The organism is Dactylosporangium vinaceum (assembly GCF_019904175.1).
In the GTDB taxonomy this organism is placed as follows: Bacteria; Actinomycetota; Actinomycetes; order Mycobacteriales; family Micromonosporaceae; genus Dactylosporangium; species Dactylosporangium vinaceum.
In genome coordinates this window covers 6,541,460-6,560,705 of sequence record NZ_CP061913.1, presented here as the reverse complement: position 1 = coordinate 6,560,705, position 19,246 = coordinate 6,541,460, and the positions used below count along the sequence as shown (strand labels likewise).

Below are 19,246 nucleotides of genomic sequence, written 5' to 3'. Positions count from 1 at the left end.
GAGGGGGACCCGGCCGCCCCGGCGGCCGGGTCCCGCTCCCCGCCCGGGGTTCAGGCCGCCCGGATCGACTCGACAAGCAGCGGCAGGGCGGTGTCGTAGCGGCCCGGCGACGGTGCGCCGTAGCCGATCACCAGCGCCGGGCCGGCCCGGCCGGCGAAGCCGTCGGCGCGGAACACGGCCAGGCCCTCCACAAGCACACCGCGCCGCCGCGCCGCACGTTCGATGCGGCGCTCGTCGGTGCCGGGCGGCAGGCGCAGCAGGCACTGCAGCCCGGCGGCCAGGCCGGTCAGCGCGCAGCCGGGCAGGTCGCGGGCCACGGTCTGCTCCAGCCGGGTCAGGCGTTCGCGGTAACGCACCCGCAGCCGGCGCACGCTCCTGTCGTACTCATGCGCCTCGATGAACGCGGCGAGGGCCAGCTGCTGGAGGCCGGCCGGCGCCCCGCCGCCGAGCTCCCGCTGGTCGAGCACCTCGGCCCGCAGCCCCGCCGGTGGGACGGCCCAGGCCAGCCCGACCGATGGTGCGACGGCCTTGCTGGCGGTGCCGAGGTACACGACCCGGTCCGGCGCGAGCGCCTGCAGCGCGCCCACGGCCCGCCGGTCGTAGCGGAACTCGCCGTCGTAGTCGTCCTCGAGCACCAGCGCGTCCCGGCGCCGGGCCCAGGCCACCAGCCACCGGCGGCGCTCGGCGGCCAGCGGTACGCCGAGCGGGAACTGATGGGCTGGCGTCAGCAGCACGGCGTCGGCGTCGGCACCTTCGAGCATCGTCACGTCGGCGCCGTCGCCGTCGACCGGAATCGGCACCGGTTCGAGGCCTGCCGCCGCGATCAGCCGGCGGTGCCGCCGGTGGCCGTACGCCTCGACCGCCAGCCGTCGCGCGCCCCGCGCCCGCAGCGCCCGGCAGACGAGCACCAGCAGCTCGCCGAAGCCCGACCCGACGACGACGCCGTCCGGCTGCGCCGCGACGCCCCGGGTGCGGGCCAGGTAGCCCGCGAGGGCGGCGCGCAGCCTGAGACTGCCGGCCGGGTCGCCGTAGCCGAACTCGGCGGCCGGCGCGTGCATCGTGGCCGCGCGGACGGCGGCCAGCCACTCGCCCCGCGGGAACCCGGCCACGTCCGGGACCCCGCCCCGCAGGTCGATCAGGTGCGGCGCCGCGGCCGGCCGGCGCGGCCGCCGCGCGGTGCCGGCGGCGGCCGCGTGGTCGCTCACCCAGGTCCCGGCGCCGACGCGCGGCTGCAGCCAGCCCTCGGCCGCGAGCTGGGCGTAGACGGCGGCGACGGTGTTGCGGCTGAGGCCCAGGTCCGCGGCCAGGGCCCGGGCCGCCGGCAGCCGGGTGCGCGGGGCGAGCCGACCCGCGACGATGGCCGAGCGCAGGGCCGCGCTCAGCGCCTGGGCCGGGCGGGCCGCCGCGAGCTCCAGGTGCAGGTCGAGTCCCGGGATGCCGCTCACGCCAGCATGATGACACGAGTTGCCCAGGAAACCGGCCGCGCAATGCCCCAGCATCTGGGCCAATGCGCGCCTAGCCTCGGCTGCATGACGAGCAGCCCGACCGGCACCGCGCAGCGCATCCAGGCCATCAGCGCGGTCGCCGACGGGGCCGTGCTCACCACCGTCGTGCTCTACTTCAACCACGTCGTCGGCATCCCCGAGGCCACCGTCGGCCTGGTGCTTGCCGCCTCCGCCGCGTCGGCGTTCGCGCTCGCCGCGCCCCTCGGCCGGCTCGCTGATCGGGTCGGCCTGCCCAGGGCCGCGGCCGGCTACGCGCTCGCCGGCGCCGCCGCCCTCGCCGGCTACGCGCTCGCACACACGCTGTGGGCCTACGCCGCCGCCGCGATCGCGTTCGGGGTGGCGCGCGCCGGCATCGCCGCCACGATCCAGGCCATCGCGGCCCGGGCGAGCGCGCCCGAGCAGCGGGTGTCGGTGCGGGCGCGGCTGCACACCGTGCTCAACGCCGGGTTCGGCGTCGGCGCACTCATCGGGGCCGCGGTCCTGGCGGCCGGCCGGCCCGGCTGGTTCGTGGCGCTGTACGCCGGCGGGGCGCTGGCCCTCGCCGCCTGCGCCGTGCTGCTGGGCCGCATCGGGGTCGCCGCGGAGCCGGGCCCGTCGCCGCGCCGCAGCCGCCGCGGCGCCCTGCGCGACCGGCGGCTGGTGGCGGTGACGGGCCTGACCGCGGTACTGCTGCTGACGATGCCGATCCTGTCGGTCCTGCTGCCGCTGTGGCTGACGAACCGGACAGCCGCGCCGGCCTGGGTCGCCGCCGTCGCGTTCGGGCTCAACACCGTGCTCGTCTTCGTCCTGCAGTCACCCTGGTCCGCCCGGGTCCGCACCGACGCGGACGCGTCCCGCTGCGCGCTCGTCGCCGGGGCCGCGATCGCTGTCGCCGGCCCGCTCTTCGCGCTGATGCCGCTCGGTGGCCCGGCGGCGGCCGCGGCCATGGCCCTGACCGGCGTCGCCGTCCTGACCGTGGCCGAGGTCGCGGCCGGCACGGCGGCCTGGCACCTGGCCCTGCGTGACACCCCGGCCGCGCGGCAGGGTGAGTATCAGGCCGTCTTCGGCATGAGCGGCTCGGTGGCCCGGATCCTCGGCGCGCTCGTCGCCCTGCCGCTGATCACCGCTCTCGGCGCCGTCGGCTGGGCCGTGGTGGCCGCGGCGATGGTCACGGCCGCCACCGGCCTGGCGACTGTCGGAATGCGGGCCGGGCGCCGGACAGCGCACCGGGCTGAGCACCGGCCGGCGGTCAGCCGGACGCGGCCCGGCGCCGGTCGCGCTCGGCCGCGCGCCCGTGCGCGTGGGCGATCAGCTCATCGACGAGCCCCTGAGTGCGCGGGCCCGGGTTGATGACGCCGGCCCAGCCGTGCAGCGCGTACTGCGGGTGCGGGAACAGCTCGTCCTCGGCGGCGAAGTCGACCTCGCCCCGGTGGTCCTCGGCGTCGCGGGGCGGGTAGCCGAACAGCGCCTCGAACCGGGCCCGGCCCAGCTCGATGTTCAGCCGGAACACGCCGATCCGGTCGAGCCGGGACGCCTCGTCGAAGCCGGGGATGTCGTGCCCGACGATGCTGGCGAACGGCCGGCGCCGGTCCGGGCCGACGAAGAAGAACCGCTCGTCCCACGCCACCTCCGGTGCGCCGTCGTCCGGGCCGGCGTCCTGCTGGAACACGCCCGGCAGCGCCGCGATGCGCGCGGCCGCGGCCGCCGCGGCGGCCGGGAAGCGGTCGACGTGCCACACGCCGTCGCAGTGCTCGACGGTGGCGGCGTCGAGCGGGAAGTAGCCCTGCTCCGGTGTGACGCCGGCCCGGCCCGCGGCGCCGGCCGCCGGCCGGGTGAGCCGGGTGCGCTCGACGATCGGACCCTGGCCGGCGGCCGACGCCGCGAGCATCCCCTCGATGGTGTCGGCGGCCGGCCCGTCCAGGCCCAGAGCGCGGCTGGCACCGAGGCTGCCGGCGAGGAACGCGTAGCGGGAACCGAGCTCGGCGGCGAGCGCGGCGCCCGCACTGCCCCACTCCAGGTCCATCCCGGCCAGCCGCCAGGTGCTGGGGTGGCGCTGGAGGTGGCGGTTGTGGGCGAACACCAGGGTGGGGCCGCGCCGATACTCCTGCGCGCGGATGTCCAGCAGGTTGTGCGCCATCCACGCGTCGCGCACCCCGAGCAGGTCGGAGACCCGCCGGGCCTCGGGCGCCGGGTCGGCCGCGACCGCGTGGTAGCGCAGCAGGCCGAGCGCCGCGGTGCCGTGCAGCCGGGCCCGCCGCCGCGCCGGCCCGAGCCGCGCCGCGTGGACGTCCAGGGTGGTGAGCAGGTCGTCGGCGAGGACCCGCAGCGCGGCCGCGTCGCCGGTGCGGCCGGGGGAGCGGGCCGGGTCCATCAGCGCGGCCGTGTCGCTCCAGCGGGCGTCGTCGCCGGTCAGGGCCTCGAGGTCGCCGGACCGCGGCGGGAGCGCGTCCGCGCCCAGTTCGGCGGCGAGGAAGTCGCGCAGGTGCCGCAGGTACGGGCCGGGGCTCGGCGCACTGATCATCTCCAGCGGTGCGTCGAAGCCGTGGAACGACAGTCGCTCGCCCGCCGGTACCGCCGCGTTGTGGGCCCGCATCCACTGCACCAGCTCGCGGTTCGCGGCCAGCTCACCCCCGCGATGGCTGAAGCCGGTGGCGAGCACGTCGTCGAGGCCGCCCACACCGTCGCGGACGTAGTCGTCGACGGCCAGCCCGGCGATCCGGTCGGACTCCACCGCGATCGACCGGAAGCCGCGCGCGACGAGCCGTTCGAAGACGTGGTTGCGCAGCCGCGGGAAGGCCGGCTCACCGTGGGTCGGCTCGCCGAGCGCCAGCACGTCGAGCCCGTCGGGCCGGGAAGCCAGGAACGTGTCCACATCGATCGCCATGACCTCAACCGTATCGTTGCACCACCTGTTGAATGTTCGCCGACGTCGAGCACGATTCCACGTGCGCAACCTTCAAAACCGCGTACGACCGGCCGGCATCCCGGCACGACGCCGCGCCGCCACACCGAGAACACGTCGAGCGCCGCTGACCGCGCCCCTACACCGGCCGGTCGGCGGATGCCGGGCGATCGGCCCGATTCACGCGCAGGGCTGACACGATTCACCACCGCGGTGTCCTGAAACCGATCGGCGCCACCGGCGGCGGCGGGCGGGCCAATATGGTGCGGCTTTCCCCGATGTGAGGAGTAGCGTCCGGTGCCTGTCATCCGCCGTGGCCGTGACGGTGTCGACCCCGCCGGCCCGGGACAAGGGCGGCGGCTGTGGTGGTGGCGCGGCGTCGCGCTGCTGGGCGCCGTGATCGTGGTGGCCGGCACTGTCGCGATCGTGACCAGCCAGGGGCAGCACACGCCACCGCTGCCGGCGAAGACGGCGCCGTCCGGCGGGCCGGCGTGCCCCGGGCTCGCGGCCACGAGCGGCGACGGGTTCGCGCTGGCGTCGGTCCCGATCAAGCAGGGGCCCGAGGCGAACGCGCCGTCGGCCATGGAGTGCGTCGGCTGGATCATCGAGCGCGACTACCCGTTCGGGTCCGGGGACGCCGCCGTCAAGGCGATCATCTCGAAGATCGTCGCGGAGAACCGGCGCGTCGCGCAGCCGGACGGCACCGGGCCGGCCAGGCCGTACGTGCGCATCGGGGTGCTGATGCCGATGACTGACACCCCGACCGGCGCCATGGGGCCGAGCGAGATCCTCCACTCGCTGGAGGGCGCCTACGCCGCGCAGTGGCAGGCCAACCACGGCGTCGGCACCGACTTCGGCGACCCGACACCACAGTTCCAGCTCGTCCTGGGCAACGAGGGCAGCAACAAGAGCGCGTGGTCGGCGGCGGCCGACGGGCTGACGGCGCTGCGGGACGGGGAGCACCCCCTGGTCGCGGTGACGGGGCTCGGCATCAGCGTCCCGGAGACCCGCAACGCCGCCGTCGCGCTCGACCGGGCCCGCATCCCGACCATCGGCGCCGTGATCACGTCCGACGACATGGTCGCCCCGTCGATGTTCAAGGTGTCGCCGTCCAACCACCAGTACGCCGCGGCGCTCAAGGCGTACCTCGACGCCCGGCGCAAGGCCCGGACCGGCGACCCGCTCACCAAGGGCTACCTGATCTGGGACCGCAACGACGACAACTTCGTCGCCACGCTCAAGACCGCGCTCACCGACACGTTCGACGAGCAGTTCGGCCTGAGCCAGCACAACCGGGCGTTCACCGGCAGCAAGAAGCCGAACCGGGGCACGCCGCAGCTGTTCGCCGACATCGTCCGCGACATCTGCACCGCGAAGCCGGACATCGTCTTCTACGCCGGCCGGGACCGCGACCTGGACGCGCTCGTCAAGGCGCTCAAGGGGCGCGAGACCTGCCAGAACCCGACGAAGCCGATCCTGATCGCGACCGGCGCGACCGGGATCACCGTCGACCCCGCGCTGCTCGACCAGGCACAGATCGGGCTGCTCGACGCGTCGTGCACCGACGTGGCCGGGTGGCGGGCCAACGCGCCGGGCACACCGGCGCACTACAAGTCCTTCGAGGCCGTCTTCACCGCGCCGGCGCCCGGGGGGCTCGGCTTCGCGCCGGGCGATCTCGATGACGGGTACGCGGTGCTGCACCGCGACGCCGTCGCCGCCGCCGTGTCCGCGACCCGGCACGACGCGGCGGCCAAGACCGATGCGGCGCAGGGAGGCGGCGGCGCGAGCCCGCTGCCGCCCGGGCCCGTCGACACCCGCAACGCCCTGTTCGGCAACGCCGACAACGCCATACCGGGCGCGTCCGGGGACATCTTCTTCAGCGAGCTGCCGGCCGGCGGCCGCGCGAACGAGCTGTGGCCGTCCCGCAAGCCGGTGCCGATCCTGCGGTTCGGGGCCCTCGTGGCGGGCTGGCCGGCCGGCGACACCTACTACACCCCCTGAAAGCCGATCGGAGTGCCCACCATGCTGCTCACCGTCGCCACCGACGATCCTTCGGCGCTGGGCTCGCTGTACACGTGGCTGCGCGGCAGCGCCGACGTGACCGCGCACGCCGAGCTGACCCCGGTGCCCGCCACCGGGCCCACGATGAACGTCCTGGAGGCCATCGACGTGGTCCTCAGCAACACCATCGGGCTGACCAGCCTGATTGTGGCGGTCAAGGCGTGGCGCGGCGCGGGCCGGCGGGCCACGGTGACGCTCACCGCGGGCGGCATCACGCTCAGCGCCACCGACCCCGACCCGGTCACGCTCGCCGCGATGGAGCGGGCGCTGCGGGCGGCCACTGCCACCGGCGAGCATGCGGCCTGACCGGGACAAGTCCAGGGCCGTCATCGTCGGGGCGGCCCGGTATCGCCGCGGCCCCGATCTCCCGCCCGGCGTCCCGGCCGTGGCCGACCTGCCGGCCGTGGCGGCCAACGTGGCCGCGATGCGGCGGCTGGTGACCGACCGGGAGCACTGGGACCTGCCGCCGGAGCACTGCACCGTGCTGCTGGACCCGCAGCACCCGCAGGAGGTGTACGACGCGCTCGCCCGGGCCGCGCACGAGGCCACCGACGGGCTGCTGTTCTACTACGCCGGCCACGGCATCCTGGCGCCGCGCGACGGCGAGCTCTACCTCGCGCTGGCCGACGCCGACTACACCCGCTACTACAACGGCGTCCGCTTCGACGACGTCCGCTGGATCCTCAAGAACAGCGTCGGCGTGCAGTCCAAGGTGGTGGTGCTCGACTGCTGCTACGCGGGCCGGGCGCTGAGCGGGGCCATGAGCACGGGGGCCGACATCGGCGCCCGCATCCGCATCGACGGCACCTACCTGATGACCGCCACCGCCGAGAACGTCCTGGCCATGTCGCCGGAGGGCGACGAGCTGACCGCGTTCACCGGGGAGCTGCTGCGCTGCATCGACGGCGGCGTCCCGGACCACGTCGAGTACCTCACCGTGGACCGGCTGTTCTACCTGACCCGCAGCGCGCTGGCGGCCCGGCTGCTGCCCCTGCCGCAGCAGCGTGAGGACAACGGGGGCGCGGCGATCGTCCTGGCCCGCAACCGCTACCACGACCTGGAGCGCGGCCGGGCTGTCGCGGGCGGCCCCGAGCTCGTGCCGCCGGGGCTGCGCGGGGCCCTGGACGCGGCACCGGCGCTGCTCGTCGAGACGCTCGGCGAACTGCGCGCCGCCGGCCGCGACGAGGCCGTCACGGGCGTCCTGCGCGCCACCGGTGCGCTGCGCACCGAGCAGGGCGTCGCCGCCGTCGTCGAGCACCTCCAGCACCGGGGCCGGCCCGGCGACGCCGCGCTCGTCATCGCCGCGGCCGCCGATCGCCGTCCGGACTCGCTGCTGACGCTCGTCGAGACGTTCCGCGAGACCGGCCAGCCGGCCCGGGTCGCCGAGCTGCTGACCGCCGTCGCCCGCGGCACCACCGGCACGCTCACGGCCCTGGTCACGCGGCTGCACGAGGCCGGTGCCGAGGCGGACGCGGCAGCGCTGCGCGACGCCGCCGTCGACGCCCGGATCGGGCGGCCACAGACGATGATCGCGCTGGTCGGCGGGCTGCTCGGGGCCGGGCTGCCGGACGCCGTCGCCGCCGTCATCGCCCGGGCCGCCGCCCGCGGCGCCGCCCCCGACACGCTCGCCCTCGCCGATGCGCTGCGCGAGGCCGGGCAGGAGCCGGCCGCGCTGCAGCTGTACGCCACCGTCACCGACCTGGTGCTGCGGCGCCCGATCGCGGACGTGGTCGCCGTCGCCGCGGCCATGTCGGCGGCCGGCCGCGACCGTGACGCCGAGGCGCTGATCGGCCGGGTCGCCGCCGCGCACCCGGACCCGGCCGGGCTGGGCCGCGTGCTGCAGGCACTGTGGAGCATGGACGTCGCCGTCGACGACGTCGGCCTTGTGCGGCACCTGGCCGACGGGCCCCTGGCCGACCTGGTCGTGGCGCTGCACGGGGACCGGCCCGCCACCCAGGCCCGCCGGCTCCTGCTCGCGGTGCTGGCCGAGCGGCCGGCGGCGAGCACCGCGGGGATGGCGGTGGTGCTGCGCCGGGCCGGCCTCCCGGTCGAGGCGAACCGGCTCATCGACGCGGCCGTCGCCCGGCCCGCCGCTCACAGCGCGACGCTCGCCCGGCTGCTCGGCGACGCCGGTGACGAGCACGGCGTGCGCCGGCTCGTCGAGCGGGCCGCCGGATCGGCGCCGGAGACCGTCGCGGCCTTCCTGGAGGAGCTCGAGCCGGCCCAGCACCGGTTCGTCTGGCCGGTCCTGGGCCGCGGGGGCGCCGGGCGCGCCCTCGCCGTCGCCGGTCGGCTGGCCGGTGCCCGCGGCGACCTCATGCTCGCCGTCCTGCGGTGCGTGGCCGCGGCGGCGGCGCCGGCGGAGATCGCGGCCGCGCTGGCCGCGGGCGGGCCGATCGCGGCGGAGGTCGTCCTCGGCCTGGCGGCGCTGCGGCACCCCGGCGCCGACCGGGCCCTGGAGCAGGTCACCGGTGCCCTCACGGTGCCGGGTCCGGCCGCTGACGCCGCGCTCACGGGCGCGTTGGGCGACCCGGCGCACGCCGTCGCCGTCCTGCTGCGGGTGTCCACCCCCGAGTCGGTACGCGACCTGTGCCGGACGGCCGCCGCCCGTGACGACCTCGTGCCCGTGGTGGATCTGCTGCGCCGGCCGCCCGGTGCCGGTGCCCACGCCGACGTCCTCGTGGCGCAGCTGCGGGCCCGGCTCACCGACCATCGGATCTTCCCGGTCGCCGCCGCCCTGCACCGCCACGGCCGGGCCGGCGACGCCGCCGCGCTCCTCGCCGGGCGGGTCGCGGACGTGCCGCCCGGCGGGCCCGACCCGGTCGCGCTCGCCCTCGCGGAGCTGTTCGGCCGGGCCGCATCGGCGCTCCGCTGGAGCCGGTGGCGCATCCGCCGCCCCGGCCAGCCGCCCGCCTTCGCCGGACTGGAGCCCGGGGAGCCGGTGCTGCACCTGGTCGACGGCTCCGCGCTGGACCGCGGCTGGCTGCTGGCGTTCACCGCCACCCGCGTCCTGTACGCGCGGACGCGGCCGCAGCCGTACCGGCCCTGGATTCCCTACACCGACCTGGACCGGGTGGCGTTCACCGAGGCCGGCCCGCAGACGGTCGCCGTGCGCGACGACGACGGCTCGGTCGACTCGTGGACCGTCGGGCGCGGCGGCCCACCGGCGGAGCGGGTCGTGGCCCTGCTGCGCGCGGTCCAGGAGACCGTCGCGCCGGTCCTGGACCTGCACCGCAGACTGTCGGTCGACGGCCGCCCGGGTTGAGGCCGCGTGGGTTGCGGCCGCACAGGTCAAGGCCGCGCGGATTGCGGCCGCACCAGTGCCGCGTACACCTCGGCGAAGCGGGCGCGGCGGTCGGCGTAGTGCCCGGCGTGGGCGGGGCGCGGCTCGTAGGTGTCGCCGGTGCTCTGCGGAGCGCGGGTGACGCCGGGCGCGAGGACGTCGAGGGCGAGCAGGGCCGTGCCGCACTGGGTGGCGCGGCGCCGGTTGATGTGGGTGACCGGCCGGCCCAGGACGTCGGCGAGGATCTGCAGCCACTCGGGGTGGTCGTTGCTGACCCGGCCGGCCGCCGCCACCTGGACGATCCCCGTCGCGGCCGGCTGCAGCTCGTCGGCGACGCGCGCGTAGGTCATGGCGACGCCCTCGGCGATCCCGCGCCACAGCGCGTCGGCGTCCGTGGCCGCGGAGACCCCGGTGAAGACGGCCCGGGCGCCGCCGACCCAGCCGGGGGCGCGCTCGCCGGTGAGGTACGGCAGGACCAGCGGCGTGGCGTCGCTCGGCGGCGCGGTGAGGACCTCGGCGAGGGCCGGGCCGAGCTGCAGTGTGCCCTGCGCCCAGGAGACGGCCCGCCCCACGTCGTTGATCGCCCCGCCGAGCAGGGTGCGCCCGGCTTCGACCCGGTAGTTCCAGAGCCCGAACGGCAGGGGGTCGGCCGGACCGTCGAGCAGCACCCGCAGCGCGCCGCTCGTCGCGGTGGCCGCGGTGAGCACGGTGGCGTCGCTCGCCCCCGACCCGATGGTGCTGGCGTAGCCGTCGGTGATCACCGGGAACCAGACGGCCCGGGCCAGTGCGGGGCGCCGCCCCGAGCCGGCCGGGGGCAGCGGGTCGGTCGTGTCCCGCGGGGGCGACAGCTGCTCGGGGGCGAGGCCCGCGGCGGCGAGCAGTTCGGCGTCGAACTCGCCGGTGCGCCGGTCGAGCAGGCCGGTCCACGCGACTGTCGACGTCCCGGCGTGCGGCCGGCCGACCAGCCGGTGCCACACGTACTCGCCCAGCGACCACCAGCCCGCGGCCTCGGCAACGACCTGCGGCTGTACCGTCGCCAGCCACCGCACCCGCGGCGCGTGATAGCTGGTGTGCAGCCGGGCCCCGGTGCGCTGCTGCACCGCATGCTCGTCGAGCTCCTTGCGCAGCGCCGCGACGGCCTCGGCACTGCGGGCGTCGGCGTAGGTCAGGCACGGGGTGAGGGCGCGCCCGGCCGCGTCCACGGCGATCAGCGACGCGGCGAACGTGTCCATGGCGACGCCGGCGATGCGGGTCCCGAGCCGCCGCTTGCCGGTGACCGCGTCGAGCACCTGCTCGACCTCGGCCGTGACCTGGTCGGGGTCGATGACGGAGGTACCGTCGGCGGCGACCGTGAACGCGTGCGGCACCTTGTGCTGCAGGCCCCGCACCCGGCGCCCGGACGCGTCGTGGACCCCGCCCCGGGTGGCGGTGGACCCGATGTCCAGCGCCACGACCAGCGGGTCGAGGGCCGCGTCGAGCTTGACGGTGTCGCCGCTGCGGGTCATGGCCCGACCATAACCCGCACCCGGGCCGGGGGCGATCCGTGCGGGTGATCACGGGTCAGCGGCCCGGCCGGGTGCCGCCCGGCGCGACGGTGGTGTCCGCGCGGTCCGGGGGCACGGGGTGCTCAATCCACGTGCGGTTCGGGTCGATCACCGACGGTAGCCGGTTGCGGGAAACCCGCAGGAGGTGTGCGGGCCGGTGCGGACGCCGGGCGGGACCGGCCCGGCGACGCTTGTGCCGGGTGGTCGAGGGGAGTGGGGATGGGCCGGGGGACGCGCCGTCGGGCGGGCAGCCCGCTCTGGGCGCGGCTGTGCCTGGTCGCCGGGGCGGTGCTGCTGCTGGCCAGTGCCGGGACCCTTGCCGGGGGCGACCTGCTGCTGGCGCACTACGGCGACCAGGTGACCCACCCCGGCGGCCTGGGCTCGGCGGCGGCCGGGCACGACATCAGCGGGCCGCTGAACCTGCTGCTCGTGGGCATCGACGAGCGCGACGGCAACGCGCTCATGGGCGCCCGGGCCGACTCGATCATCATCGCGCACGTCCCGGCGAGCCATGACGTCGTCTACCTCACGAGCATCCCGCGCGACACGCGGGTCGTCATCCCGGCCGACCGGCGCACCCAGTACCGCGGCGGGACCGACAAGATCAACGCCGCGTTCGAGTTCGGCTACCAGCACGGCGGCGGCCGCGACGAGGGCCTGACGCTGCTCGCCGAGACGGTCGGCAACCTCGCCGGGGGCCTCAAGTTCAACGGCGCCGCGATCGTCAACTTCGACGGGTTCAAGGACATCGTCGACGCGCTCGGCGGCGTGCGCATGTGCGTCGACGAGCGCACGACGTCCATCCACACCGGATGGAGCATCAAGACCGGGCAGGAGGGGGAGCCGTACAACTTCAACGCCGACGGCATCCCGACGACCCTGAAGCCCGGCATGCGCGCCCAGGTCTACGAGCCCGGCTGCTCCGACATGGCCGCCTGGCAGGCCCTGGACTACGTGCGCCAGCGCGACAAGCTCGCGAACAACGACGGTGACTACGGCCGGCAGCGCCACCAGCAGCAGTTCATCAAGGCCATGCTGAGCAAGGCCACAAGCGCCGGCGTGCTCACGAACCCGCAGAAGGTCGACCACATGCTCAACTCGATCGGCAAGGCGGTGTCGTTCTACAACAACGACATCCCGCTCGCCGACTGGATCCTCACCCTGCACGGCATCACCCCGGAGCACATGGTCACGCTGAAGGCCAACGGCGGGCACTTCAACAGCCAGGTCTTCGACGGCCAGGCATACGAGATCCTCGACGCCGACACCAAGGCGCTGCTGAGCGCCGTCGGCCAGGACCGGGTCGCCGAGTTCGTCGCCGCCCACCCGCAGCTCGTCAGCGACGCCGGCGGCCAGGCGTGAGCGGGGCGGTGTCCCGGCGCTCGCTTCTGCTGGCGCTGGGCGGGGTCGGGCTGCTGGCCGCCTGCGGCGACGGCCGGGCCGCCTGGCACGACGGCCAGGGCATCCCCGGCGACTCGCGGCCGGGCGAGGGCGGGTCCCCCGACCCGTCGGCAAGTGCCCTGGACATTCCCCCGGCGAACCCGCCGACGCCCGGGGTGTGCCCGACGCCCGGCGGTCTCGGTCCGAAGGGCCCGCAGTACACCCTGCCGTGCCACGGGACCGACATCGCGCTCACCGTCGACGACGGCCCCGACCCGGCGTACACCCCGAAGATGCTGGCCCTGCTCGCCCAGCAGGGCATCCACGCCACGTTCTGCATGATCGGCCGCAGCGCCGCCGCCCATCCGGACCTCGTCAAGCGCGTCCTCGACGGCGGCCACCACATCGCCAACCACACGCACAGCCACCCGATGGACATCGCGAAGATGCCGGCCGCCGCGGTGCACACCGAGCTGGCCAAGGCCACCGACGCGATCTCGAAGGCGTCAGGCAACGGCTACCGCCCGGCGCTGTTCCGCTCCCCGGGCGGCGCCTGGTCCCCGACGGTGCTGAGCCAGGCCGGCAACCTGGGGCTGCGCGCCCTGGACTGGACCGTCGACCCGCGGGACTGGAGCCGCCCCGGCGTCCAGCACATCGTGTCGACGATCCTGAAACAGACCCACCCCGGCTCCATCATCCTGGAGCACGACGGCGGCGGGAACCGCGACCAGACCCTGACCGCCCTGGGCATCGTCCTACCCCGCCTCCGCGACGCCGGCTACACCTTCGTCCAGCCCTGAGCCGCCGTCCGGCGTCGTCCCGACGAGCGACGCCGCCATCGGGCACGTTGCCGTGCCGATCGATAGACGACCCCGTATGCCGATTGACCGGCTTCAGCGGCGCCGGTGACAATGCACCGTGCTTCCCACGCTGATCCTCGTCGGACTGCCCGTCGCGCTGGTGATCATCATGCTCGGGCTCGGGCTCGGGCTCACCGTGGAGGACTTCCGCCGGGTCGGGCGCTATCCGAAGGCGGCCGTGATCGCGCTCGTCTGCCAGCTGCTGATCCTGCCCGCAGTCTGTTTCGGGCTGGTGCTGGCGTTCGGGCTGGAGCCGCACCTCGCGGTCGGGCTGCTGCTGCTCGCGGCGTCGCCCGGCGGCCCCACGGCCAACCTGTACAGCCACCTGTTCGGCGGGCACGTCGCGCTCAACGTGGCACTGACCGCCGTCAATTCGCTGATCATCGTGGTGACGCTGCCGATCGTGGCGAACCTCTCGGCCGGGTACTTCCTGCCCGACAGCCCCGAGATCGGGCTGCAGTGGACCGAGGTGTCGCAGGTCTTCGCGCTCGTGATCGTGCCGGTCATCGCCGGCATGCTCGTGCGGGCGCGGCTGCCCCGGGTTGCGCGGCGGCTCGACCGGCCGGTGCGGGTGCTGTCGATCGTGGTCCTGCTCGTCATCGTCGCGGCCGTGCTCGCCGGGTCGGCGAGCAAGCTCGGCGGCTACTTCGCCGCGGTCGGGCTGGCCGTGCTGGCGTTCAACCTGATAAGCCTGCTCGTCGGCTACGGCGCGCCGCGGCTGGCCGGGGTCGAGCACCGGCTGGCCACCGCGGCCGGGTTCGAGATCGGCATCCACAACACCGCGCTCACGCTCACGGTCGCGGCGAGCCCGGCGCTGATGAACAGCGTGGAGATGGCGGTCCCGGCCGCGGTGTACGGGATCGTCATGCACTGCACCGCGCTCACCTTCGGCCTGCTGTACACCCGCCGCCGGGCCGCCGCCCCGGCCCCGCCCGAGCCGGTGCCGGTCCAGGCCGGGTGACAGGTGCGCCGCGCCTGCGGGTCCCCGGCCCGCGGCGGGGGTGGCACCGGCGCCGCGCGCTGGGCCACGGTGGGCGGGTGCCCCGTGTTACCGTCGCGCGATGTCTGACAAACCCCAGGTGGCGGTGACACTGCGGCCGCTGCGGGAGGATGACCTCCCGACGATGTTCGACATCCAGTTCGACGACGAGGCGCAGCGGCAGGCCGCGTTCGTGGACGGGTCCGGCCGGGACCGCGAGGCGTACTACGCGAAGTTCCGCAAGATCCTGGCCGACGACGCGATCGTCAAGCGGGCCGTCGAGGTCGGCGGCGAGGTCGTCGGCAGCGCCGCCGCGTACCCCTCCCGGGGCGCCATGGAGGTCACGTACTGGATCCGCAGGGACTGGTGGGGCCGCGGCGTGGCCACCGCCGCCCTCGCCGCCCTGGTGGCCGAGGTGCCGGCCCGCCCGATCTACGGCGGCGCCGTCGCCGACAACGTCGGCTCCCTGCGGGTGCTGGAGCGCAACGGCTTCGTGCCGGTCGGCCGCGAGGAGGGGTTCGCCGAGGCCCGCCAGGCGACCGTCACCGAGCTGGTCTACCGGCTCGACTGAGCTCCCCTTGCGCGGCCACCCGGGACGGGCGGGCGGCCGGGCTGCGGTGCGGTCTCAGGCGGTGACCGTGATGTGCACGGACCACGCGACCTGCGGTGTCGGGCACGGCGTGGGCTGGTGCAGGCAGGCGTTGTCGGTGACCGTGCTCAGGTCGGTGCGGCCCGGGATGGCGGCGGTGTAGCGGGCGGTCAGCGGCTGGCCGGTGGGGTAGCCGCCGGTGGTGTCGCGCAGGAGCAGCACGCCCCGGTTGGACAGCTCCAGCGGGCGGTACATGCTGGACAGCTTCACCACCAGCAGGTCCCCGACGTGCAGGCTCAGCAGGCGGGTGGTGTCGACCTGGGTCAGCGTGACGGTCTGGCCGGTGGACGGCACGTCGGCCACGATGATGTGGACCTGCCACAGCCGGATCGGGATCGTGCACGGCCGCGGGTCGTGCAGGCAGGCCGCGTCCGTGTGGGTGGTGATGTCGGCCGGGCCCGGCACCACCGCACGGAACACGGCGGCGACCGGCTGGCCACTCGGATATCCGCCGGTCGACGTGAGCTGGACGAGGTTGGTGCCGGCGGTGGGCGGCAGGTACTGCGACGGAAGGTTCACGGCGATGCTCTGCCCGACCTGCAGCGTGAGGGTGCGGCCGCTGTCCGCCTCGGTGACGGTGACATCGGCGCCGGTGGACGAGCCGGGGGCGTCGTCGGTGCAGCCGACTGTGGGCGCCACGGCGGGGCCGGACAGCTGCATGCCGAAGGTGGTGGACGCGCCCGGCTGCAGCGCCCCGTTGTAGGAGGCGTTGACCGCCGTCGTCGTGCCGCCGGTCGTGGTGACGGAGGCGTTCCACGCCGACACGACCTGCTGTCCCGTGGCGAGCGTCCAGGTCGCGGCCCACGTCGTCGCGGCGCTCGCCGACGTGTTGGTGATCGTGACGGTGACGACCTCGCCGCCGTACCACTGGGAGTCCACGTGCGCTGTCGCGCTGCACGAGCCGGTCAGGGCGGCCGCCGCGGCGGCGGTCATCGGCGGTGCGCCACCGGCGACGGCCGGTGTCAGCAGCAGCGCCAGCGCGGCCGTGCTCGCCGCGGCCCCGATGATGCCGAGGGCCGCTGAGCGCCTGGAGACAGCCATGACTCTCGTCCTTCCCTCGGTTGGCCGAACCATAGGAACGGCCGGACCCTGCGTCAACAGTTGATCGCAAAGCGTCGATGTCGTAAGCGGCCGGGTGCGAAAGTTCCACGGCCCCGCCCGGCGGCATGCGCTATACCGGCAGGGTGGCGAATGTGTTCGTGCAGAGCCTGGCCCGCAACTTCGAGCAGGCGCTGCGGCTGATGGAGGCGGCGCTGGCCGACTGCCCCGACGAGCTGTGGGCGGCGGACCTGTGGCCGGACGAGGCCCCCACCGCCGCGGCGGCGCACGGGGGACTGCACAGCTCGGCGCCGTGGTTCCTCGGCTATCACGCGCTGAGCATCCTCGACTACGACCTGGCCGGCGAGTTCGAGCCGTGGGCACCGCCGGCGCCGTTCGACGACAACACCTACGGGTTTCCCAACCGCCGCTTCACCCGGCCGGAGCTGCTCGGCTACGTCGACTGGTGTCGCGACCGCGTGCGCCTGACGCTCGACGGCCTGACCGAGCAGGTCGCCGCCCGGCCGCTGCCGAGCGCGCACCGGTACCACGGCACGCTCTTCGGGGTGCTTGTCGGCGGCCTGCCGCTGCACGTGGTCGAGCACGCCGCCCAGCTGCGCCAGCACCTGACGGCCGCGGGCGTCACGGTGCGGCCGATGCCGGGCGACCGGGGGTACACGGGCTGACCGGCCGGCGGTATCTATCAAATCGATTTGATGTATTCTGCTGGCGTGGACGCACCCGCAGGAGCCGGACCGCCGGCGTTTCTGGCCGCGGCCGGGCACCCGGTGCGCTGGCGGCTGCTCGGCGAGCTGGCCCGCAGCGATCGGCAGGTGCACGAGCTCACGGCGGCGGTCGGGGAGCGGCAGAGCCTGGTGTCCTACCACCTGGGAGTGCTGCGCACGGCCGAGCTGGTGCGCACCCGCCGCAGCGCCGCCGATGGGCGCGACGTCTACTACCGGCTCGACCTGGCCCGCTGCGGACAGCTGCTGGCCGTGGCGGGCGGGGCGCTGCACCCGGCGCTGCGCTACCGGGCGCCGGGGGCGCCGCCCGCGGTACCCGCGAAGATCATGTTCGTCTGCACGGGCAACAGCTCCCGGTCACAGATGGCCGAGCACCTGCTGCGGCACCGGTCCGCAGGTGCGGTGCGGACCCGCAGCGCCGGCAGCCACCCGAAGCCGCTGCACCCGGACGCGGTGGCGGTTATGGCCGAGCGCGGGATCGACCTGGGCGGCGCGCGGCCGAAGCACCTGGACGAGTTTGCCGGCGAGCGGTTCGACCGGGTGATCACGCTGTGCGACCGGGTCCGCGAGGTGTGCCCCGAGTTTCCGGGCGGCCCCGTCGCCGTGCACTGGAGCATGCCCGACCCGGCCGGCGAGCCCGACGGCCGGGCGGCGTTCGTCCGCGCCGCCGACGAGCTCACCGAGCGCATCGAACAGCTCCTGCACGCGCTCGCCGCCACAACCGTTCTGGAGGCGTCATGAGCAGCACCGCCGAGACCACCGTCAGCGTCCGCTACCTCGTCGACGACGTGGCGGCCGCCGTCGACTTCTACACCACGCACCTCGGGTTCACCGTCGACACCGCCTTCCCGCCCGCCTTCGCCGACGTGCTGCGCGGCAACCTGCGGCTGCTCCTGTCCGGCCCGGCCAGCTCGGCCGGGCGCGCGATGCCCGACGGGCGGGTGCCGCACGCCGGCGGCTGGAACCGCATCCACCTGATCGTCGCCGACATCGACGCCGAGGTCGGCCGGCTGCGCTCGGCCGGCGCGGTGTTCCGCAGCGGCGTCGTGGACGGCCCCGGCGGGCGTCAGATCGTCCTCGACGACCCGGCCGGCAACCCGATCGAGCTGTTCCAGCCGGCCGGCCGCGCATGAGTGGTACGCCACGCGCGGACACCGGCCCCGCGGACCGCCGCACGACGGTGGGGCTGGGCACCGTGCTCAAGGAGTGGGGGCGCATCGGCTGCCTCGGCTTCGGCGGGCCGCCCGCGCACATCGCCCTGCTGCGCAGGCTGTGCGTCGAGGACCGCCGGTGGCTCGACGCCCAGGAGTTCGAGGACGCCATCGCGGCGTGCAACCTGCTGCCCGGGCCGGCCTCGACGCAGCTGGCGATCTTCTGCGCGTGGCGGGTGCGCGGGCGGGCGGGTGCGCTCGTCGGCGGGGCGGCGTTCATCGTGCCCGGCCTGATCGTCATCCTGGCGCTGGCCGTGCTGTTCCTGCGCGGCGATCCGCCGGTGTGGGTGAAGGCGGCCGGGGCCGGCGCGGGTGCGGGCGTCGCCGCGGTCGCCGTGCAGGCCGGGGTCAGCCTGATCCCGGCCGGCTGGAAGCGGGCGCCGCAGCAGAGCAGCCGGCGGCGATGGATGGTGTACCTCGGGCTGGGAGCCGTGGCCGCGGCGACCATCGGGCCCTGGCTGGTGCTGCTGCTCGTGGCCCTCGGCATCGTCGAGGCGATCGCGCAGCGGGTGCCGGCGCCCCGGCGGCCGGCGAGCGGGCTGCCGGTCCTCGCCGCGGCCGGGCTCGGCGGCGGGGCCCTGGCCGCTGTGGCCTGGGTGGCGATCAAGGTCGGCGCACTGTCGTACGGCGGCGGGTTCGTCATCATCCCGCTCATGCGGGCCGACGCCGTCGAGCACTACCACTGGATGACCGGCGGGCAGTTCCTCAACGCCGTCGCGCTCGGGCAGATCACGCCCGGGCCGGTCGTGCAGACCGTCGCCGTCGTCGGGTACGCCGCGGCCGGCATCGGCGGCGGCATCCTCGCCTCCGTCGTCGCGTTCAGCCCGTCGTTCGCCTTCATCCTGTTCGGCGCCCACCGCTTCGACCGGCTCCGCGGCAACCGGGGCGTCCGCGCGTTCCTCGACGGGGCCGGCCCGGCGGCGATCGGGGCGATTCTCGGCTCCGCGGTCCCGCTCGCGCTGACGCTCACGCAGGCGTGGCAGTACTGCGTCCTGGCCGGCGCCGCACTCCTGCTGCTCGCCCTGCGCCGCGGCCCGGTCCTCACCCTGCTCGGCGCGGCCGCGGCCGGCGTGGTGATCGTCCTCGCCGGCGGTGCGCTGCCGCACTGAGGC

At 75.6% G+C, this 19,246-nt stretch carries 16 protein-coding genes; 12 read left to right on the top strand and 4 right to left on the bottom strand.

The genetic code is table 11. The annotated features are described in order from the left end of the window. Positions 1–50: 50 nt before the first annotated feature. Complete coding sequence (gene pdxR / locus Dvina_RS29520; RefSeq protein WP_223092595.1) at positions 51–1,445, bottom strand: MocR-like pyridoxine biosynthesis transcription factor PdxR; 1,395 nt, start codon at positions 1,443–1,445, stop codon at positions 51–53. Positions 1,446–1,529: 84 nt separating this feature from the next. Between pdxR and Dvina_RS29515 the strand changes: the two genes are divergently transcribed. After that, a complete protein-coding gene (locus Dvina_RS29515; RefSeq protein ID WP_223092594.1) occupies positions 1,530–2,834 on the top strand; it encodes an MFS transporter in 1,305 nt (434 codons plus the stop codon). Here the strand turns inward: Dvina_RS29515 and Dvina_RS29510 are convergent. Beyond that, the gene (locus Dvina_RS29510) at positions 2,734–4,368 is read right to left on the bottom strand and encodes a DUF6194 family protein (protein WP_223092593.1); all 1,635 of its coding nucleotides are present in this window, start codon (positions 4,366–4,368) and stop codon (positions 2,734–2,736) included. The genes Dvina_RS29515 and Dvina_RS29510 overlap by 101 nt on opposite strands. Positions 4,369–4,683: 315 nt before the next feature. Between Dvina_RS29510 and Dvina_RS29505 the strand changes: the two genes are divergently transcribed. The 3 genes from Dvina_RS29505 to Dvina_RS29495 are packed head-to-tail and all read left to right on the top strand — an operon-like array spanning position 4,684 to position 9,712. Then, positions 4,684–6,387 carry an ABC transporter substrate-binding protein gene (locus tag Dvina_RS29505; RefSeq protein ID WP_223092592.1) on the top strand — a complete coding sequence of 568 codons (1,704 nt, stop codon included), beginning with the start codon at positions 4,684–4,686 and terminating at the stop codon, positions 6,385–6,387. 21 nt (positions 6,388–6,408) lie between these two features. Then, a complete protein-coding gene (locus Dvina_RS29500) occupies positions 6,409–6,753 on the top strand; it encodes an effector-associated constant component EACC1 (RefSeq protein WP_223092591.1) in 345 nt (114 codons plus the stop codon). Continuing rightward, on the top strand, positions 6,743–9,712 hold the full coding sequence (locus tag Dvina_RS29495) for a caspase, EACC1-associated type (RefSeq protein ID WP_223092590.1): 2,970 nt from the start codon (positions 6,743–6,745) through the stop codon (positions 9,710–9,712). Before Dvina_RS29500 ends, Dvina_RS29495 begins: the two co-directional genes overlap by 11 nt. Positions 9,713–9,738: 26 nt before the next feature. Here Dvina_RS29495 and Dvina_RS29490 read toward each other — a convergent pair whose 3' ends face one another. After that, the gene (locus Dvina_RS29490; RefSeq protein ID WP_223092589.1) at positions 9,739–11,235 is read right to left on the bottom strand and encodes a gluconokinase; all 1,497 of its coding nucleotides are present in this window, start codon (positions 11,233–11,235) and stop codon (positions 9,739–9,741) included. A 258-nt stretch (positions 11,236–11,493) separates the two neighbouring features. On the opposite strand from Dvina_RS29490, the gene Dvina_RS29485 reads away from it, so the two are divergent. The 4 genes from Dvina_RS29485 (at position 11,494) to Dvina_RS29470 (ending at position 15,064) form a co-directional block, all read left to right on the top strand. Continuing rightward, positions 11,494–12,636 (top strand): LCP family protein, encoded by a 1,143-nt coding sequence (locus Dvina_RS29485; RefSeq protein ID WP_223092588.1) that lies wholly within the window; start codon positions 11,494–11,496, stop codon positions 12,634–12,636. Next, entirely contained in the window at positions 12,633–13,454 is an 822-nt protein-coding gene (locus Dvina_RS29480) for a polysaccharide deacetylase family protein (RefSeq protein WP_223092587.1), read from the top strand. The genes Dvina_RS29485 and Dvina_RS29480 overlap by 4 nt, the downstream gene beginning before the upstream one ends. A 169-nt stretch (positions 13,455–13,623) precedes the next feature. After that, complete coding sequence (locus Dvina_RS29475; RefSeq protein WP_223105782.1) at positions 13,624–14,475, top strand: bile acid:sodium symporter family protein; 852 nt, start codon at positions 13,624–13,626, stop codon at positions 14,473–14,475. A 100-nt stretch (positions 14,476–14,575) separates the two neighbouring features. Then, the gene (locus tag Dvina_RS29470; RefSeq protein ID WP_223092586.1) at positions 14,576–15,064 is read left to right on the top strand and encodes a GNAT family N-acetyltransferase; all 489 of its coding nucleotides are present in this window, start codon (positions 14,576–14,578) and stop codon (positions 15,062–15,064) included. Between the two features lie 54 nt (positions 15,065–15,118). Here the strand turns inward: Dvina_RS29470 and Dvina_RS29465 are convergent, their stop codons facing one another. Further along, positions 15,119–16,183, bottom strand: a complete 1,065-nt coding sequence (locus tag Dvina_RS29465) for a cellulose binding domain-containing protein (protein ID WP_246655397.1) — start codon at positions 16,181–16,183, stop codon at positions 15,119–15,121. A gap of 152 nt (positions 16,184–16,335) precedes the next feature. Between Dvina_RS29465 and Dvina_RS29460 the strand changes: the two genes are divergently transcribed. From Dvina_RS29460 to chrA, 4 genes are read left to right on the top strand one after another with little or no spacing between them, the layout of a single operon-like run. After that, positions 16,336–16,866 carry a DinB family protein gene (locus Dvina_RS29460; protein ID WP_223092584.1) on the top strand — a complete coding sequence of 177 codons (531 nt, stop codon included), beginning with the start codon at positions 16,336–16,338 and terminating at the stop codon, positions 16,864–16,866. A 45-nt stretch (positions 16,867–16,911) separates the two neighbouring features. Further along, complete coding sequence (locus Dvina_RS29455; protein WP_246655396.1) at positions 16,912–17,664, top strand: metalloregulator ArsR/SmtB family transcription factor; 753 nt, start codon at positions 16,912–16,914, stop codon at positions 17,662–17,664. Then, positions 17,661–18,056 (top strand): VOC family protein, encoded by a 396-nt coding sequence (locus Dvina_RS29450; RefSeq protein ID WP_223092582.1) that lies wholly within the window; start codon positions 17,661–17,663, stop codon positions 18,054–18,056. The genes Dvina_RS29455 and Dvina_RS29450 overlap by 4 nt, the downstream gene beginning before the upstream one ends. Next, positions 18,053–19,243: a chromate efflux transporter gene (chrA, locus tag Dvina_RS29445; RefSeq protein WP_223092581.1), complete on the top strand. Its 1,191-nt coding sequence runs from the start codon at positions 18,053–18,055 to the stop codon at positions 19,241–19,243. The genes Dvina_RS29450 and chrA overlap by 4 nt, the downstream gene beginning before the upstream one ends. Positions 19,244–19,246 lie beyond the last annotated feature (3 nt).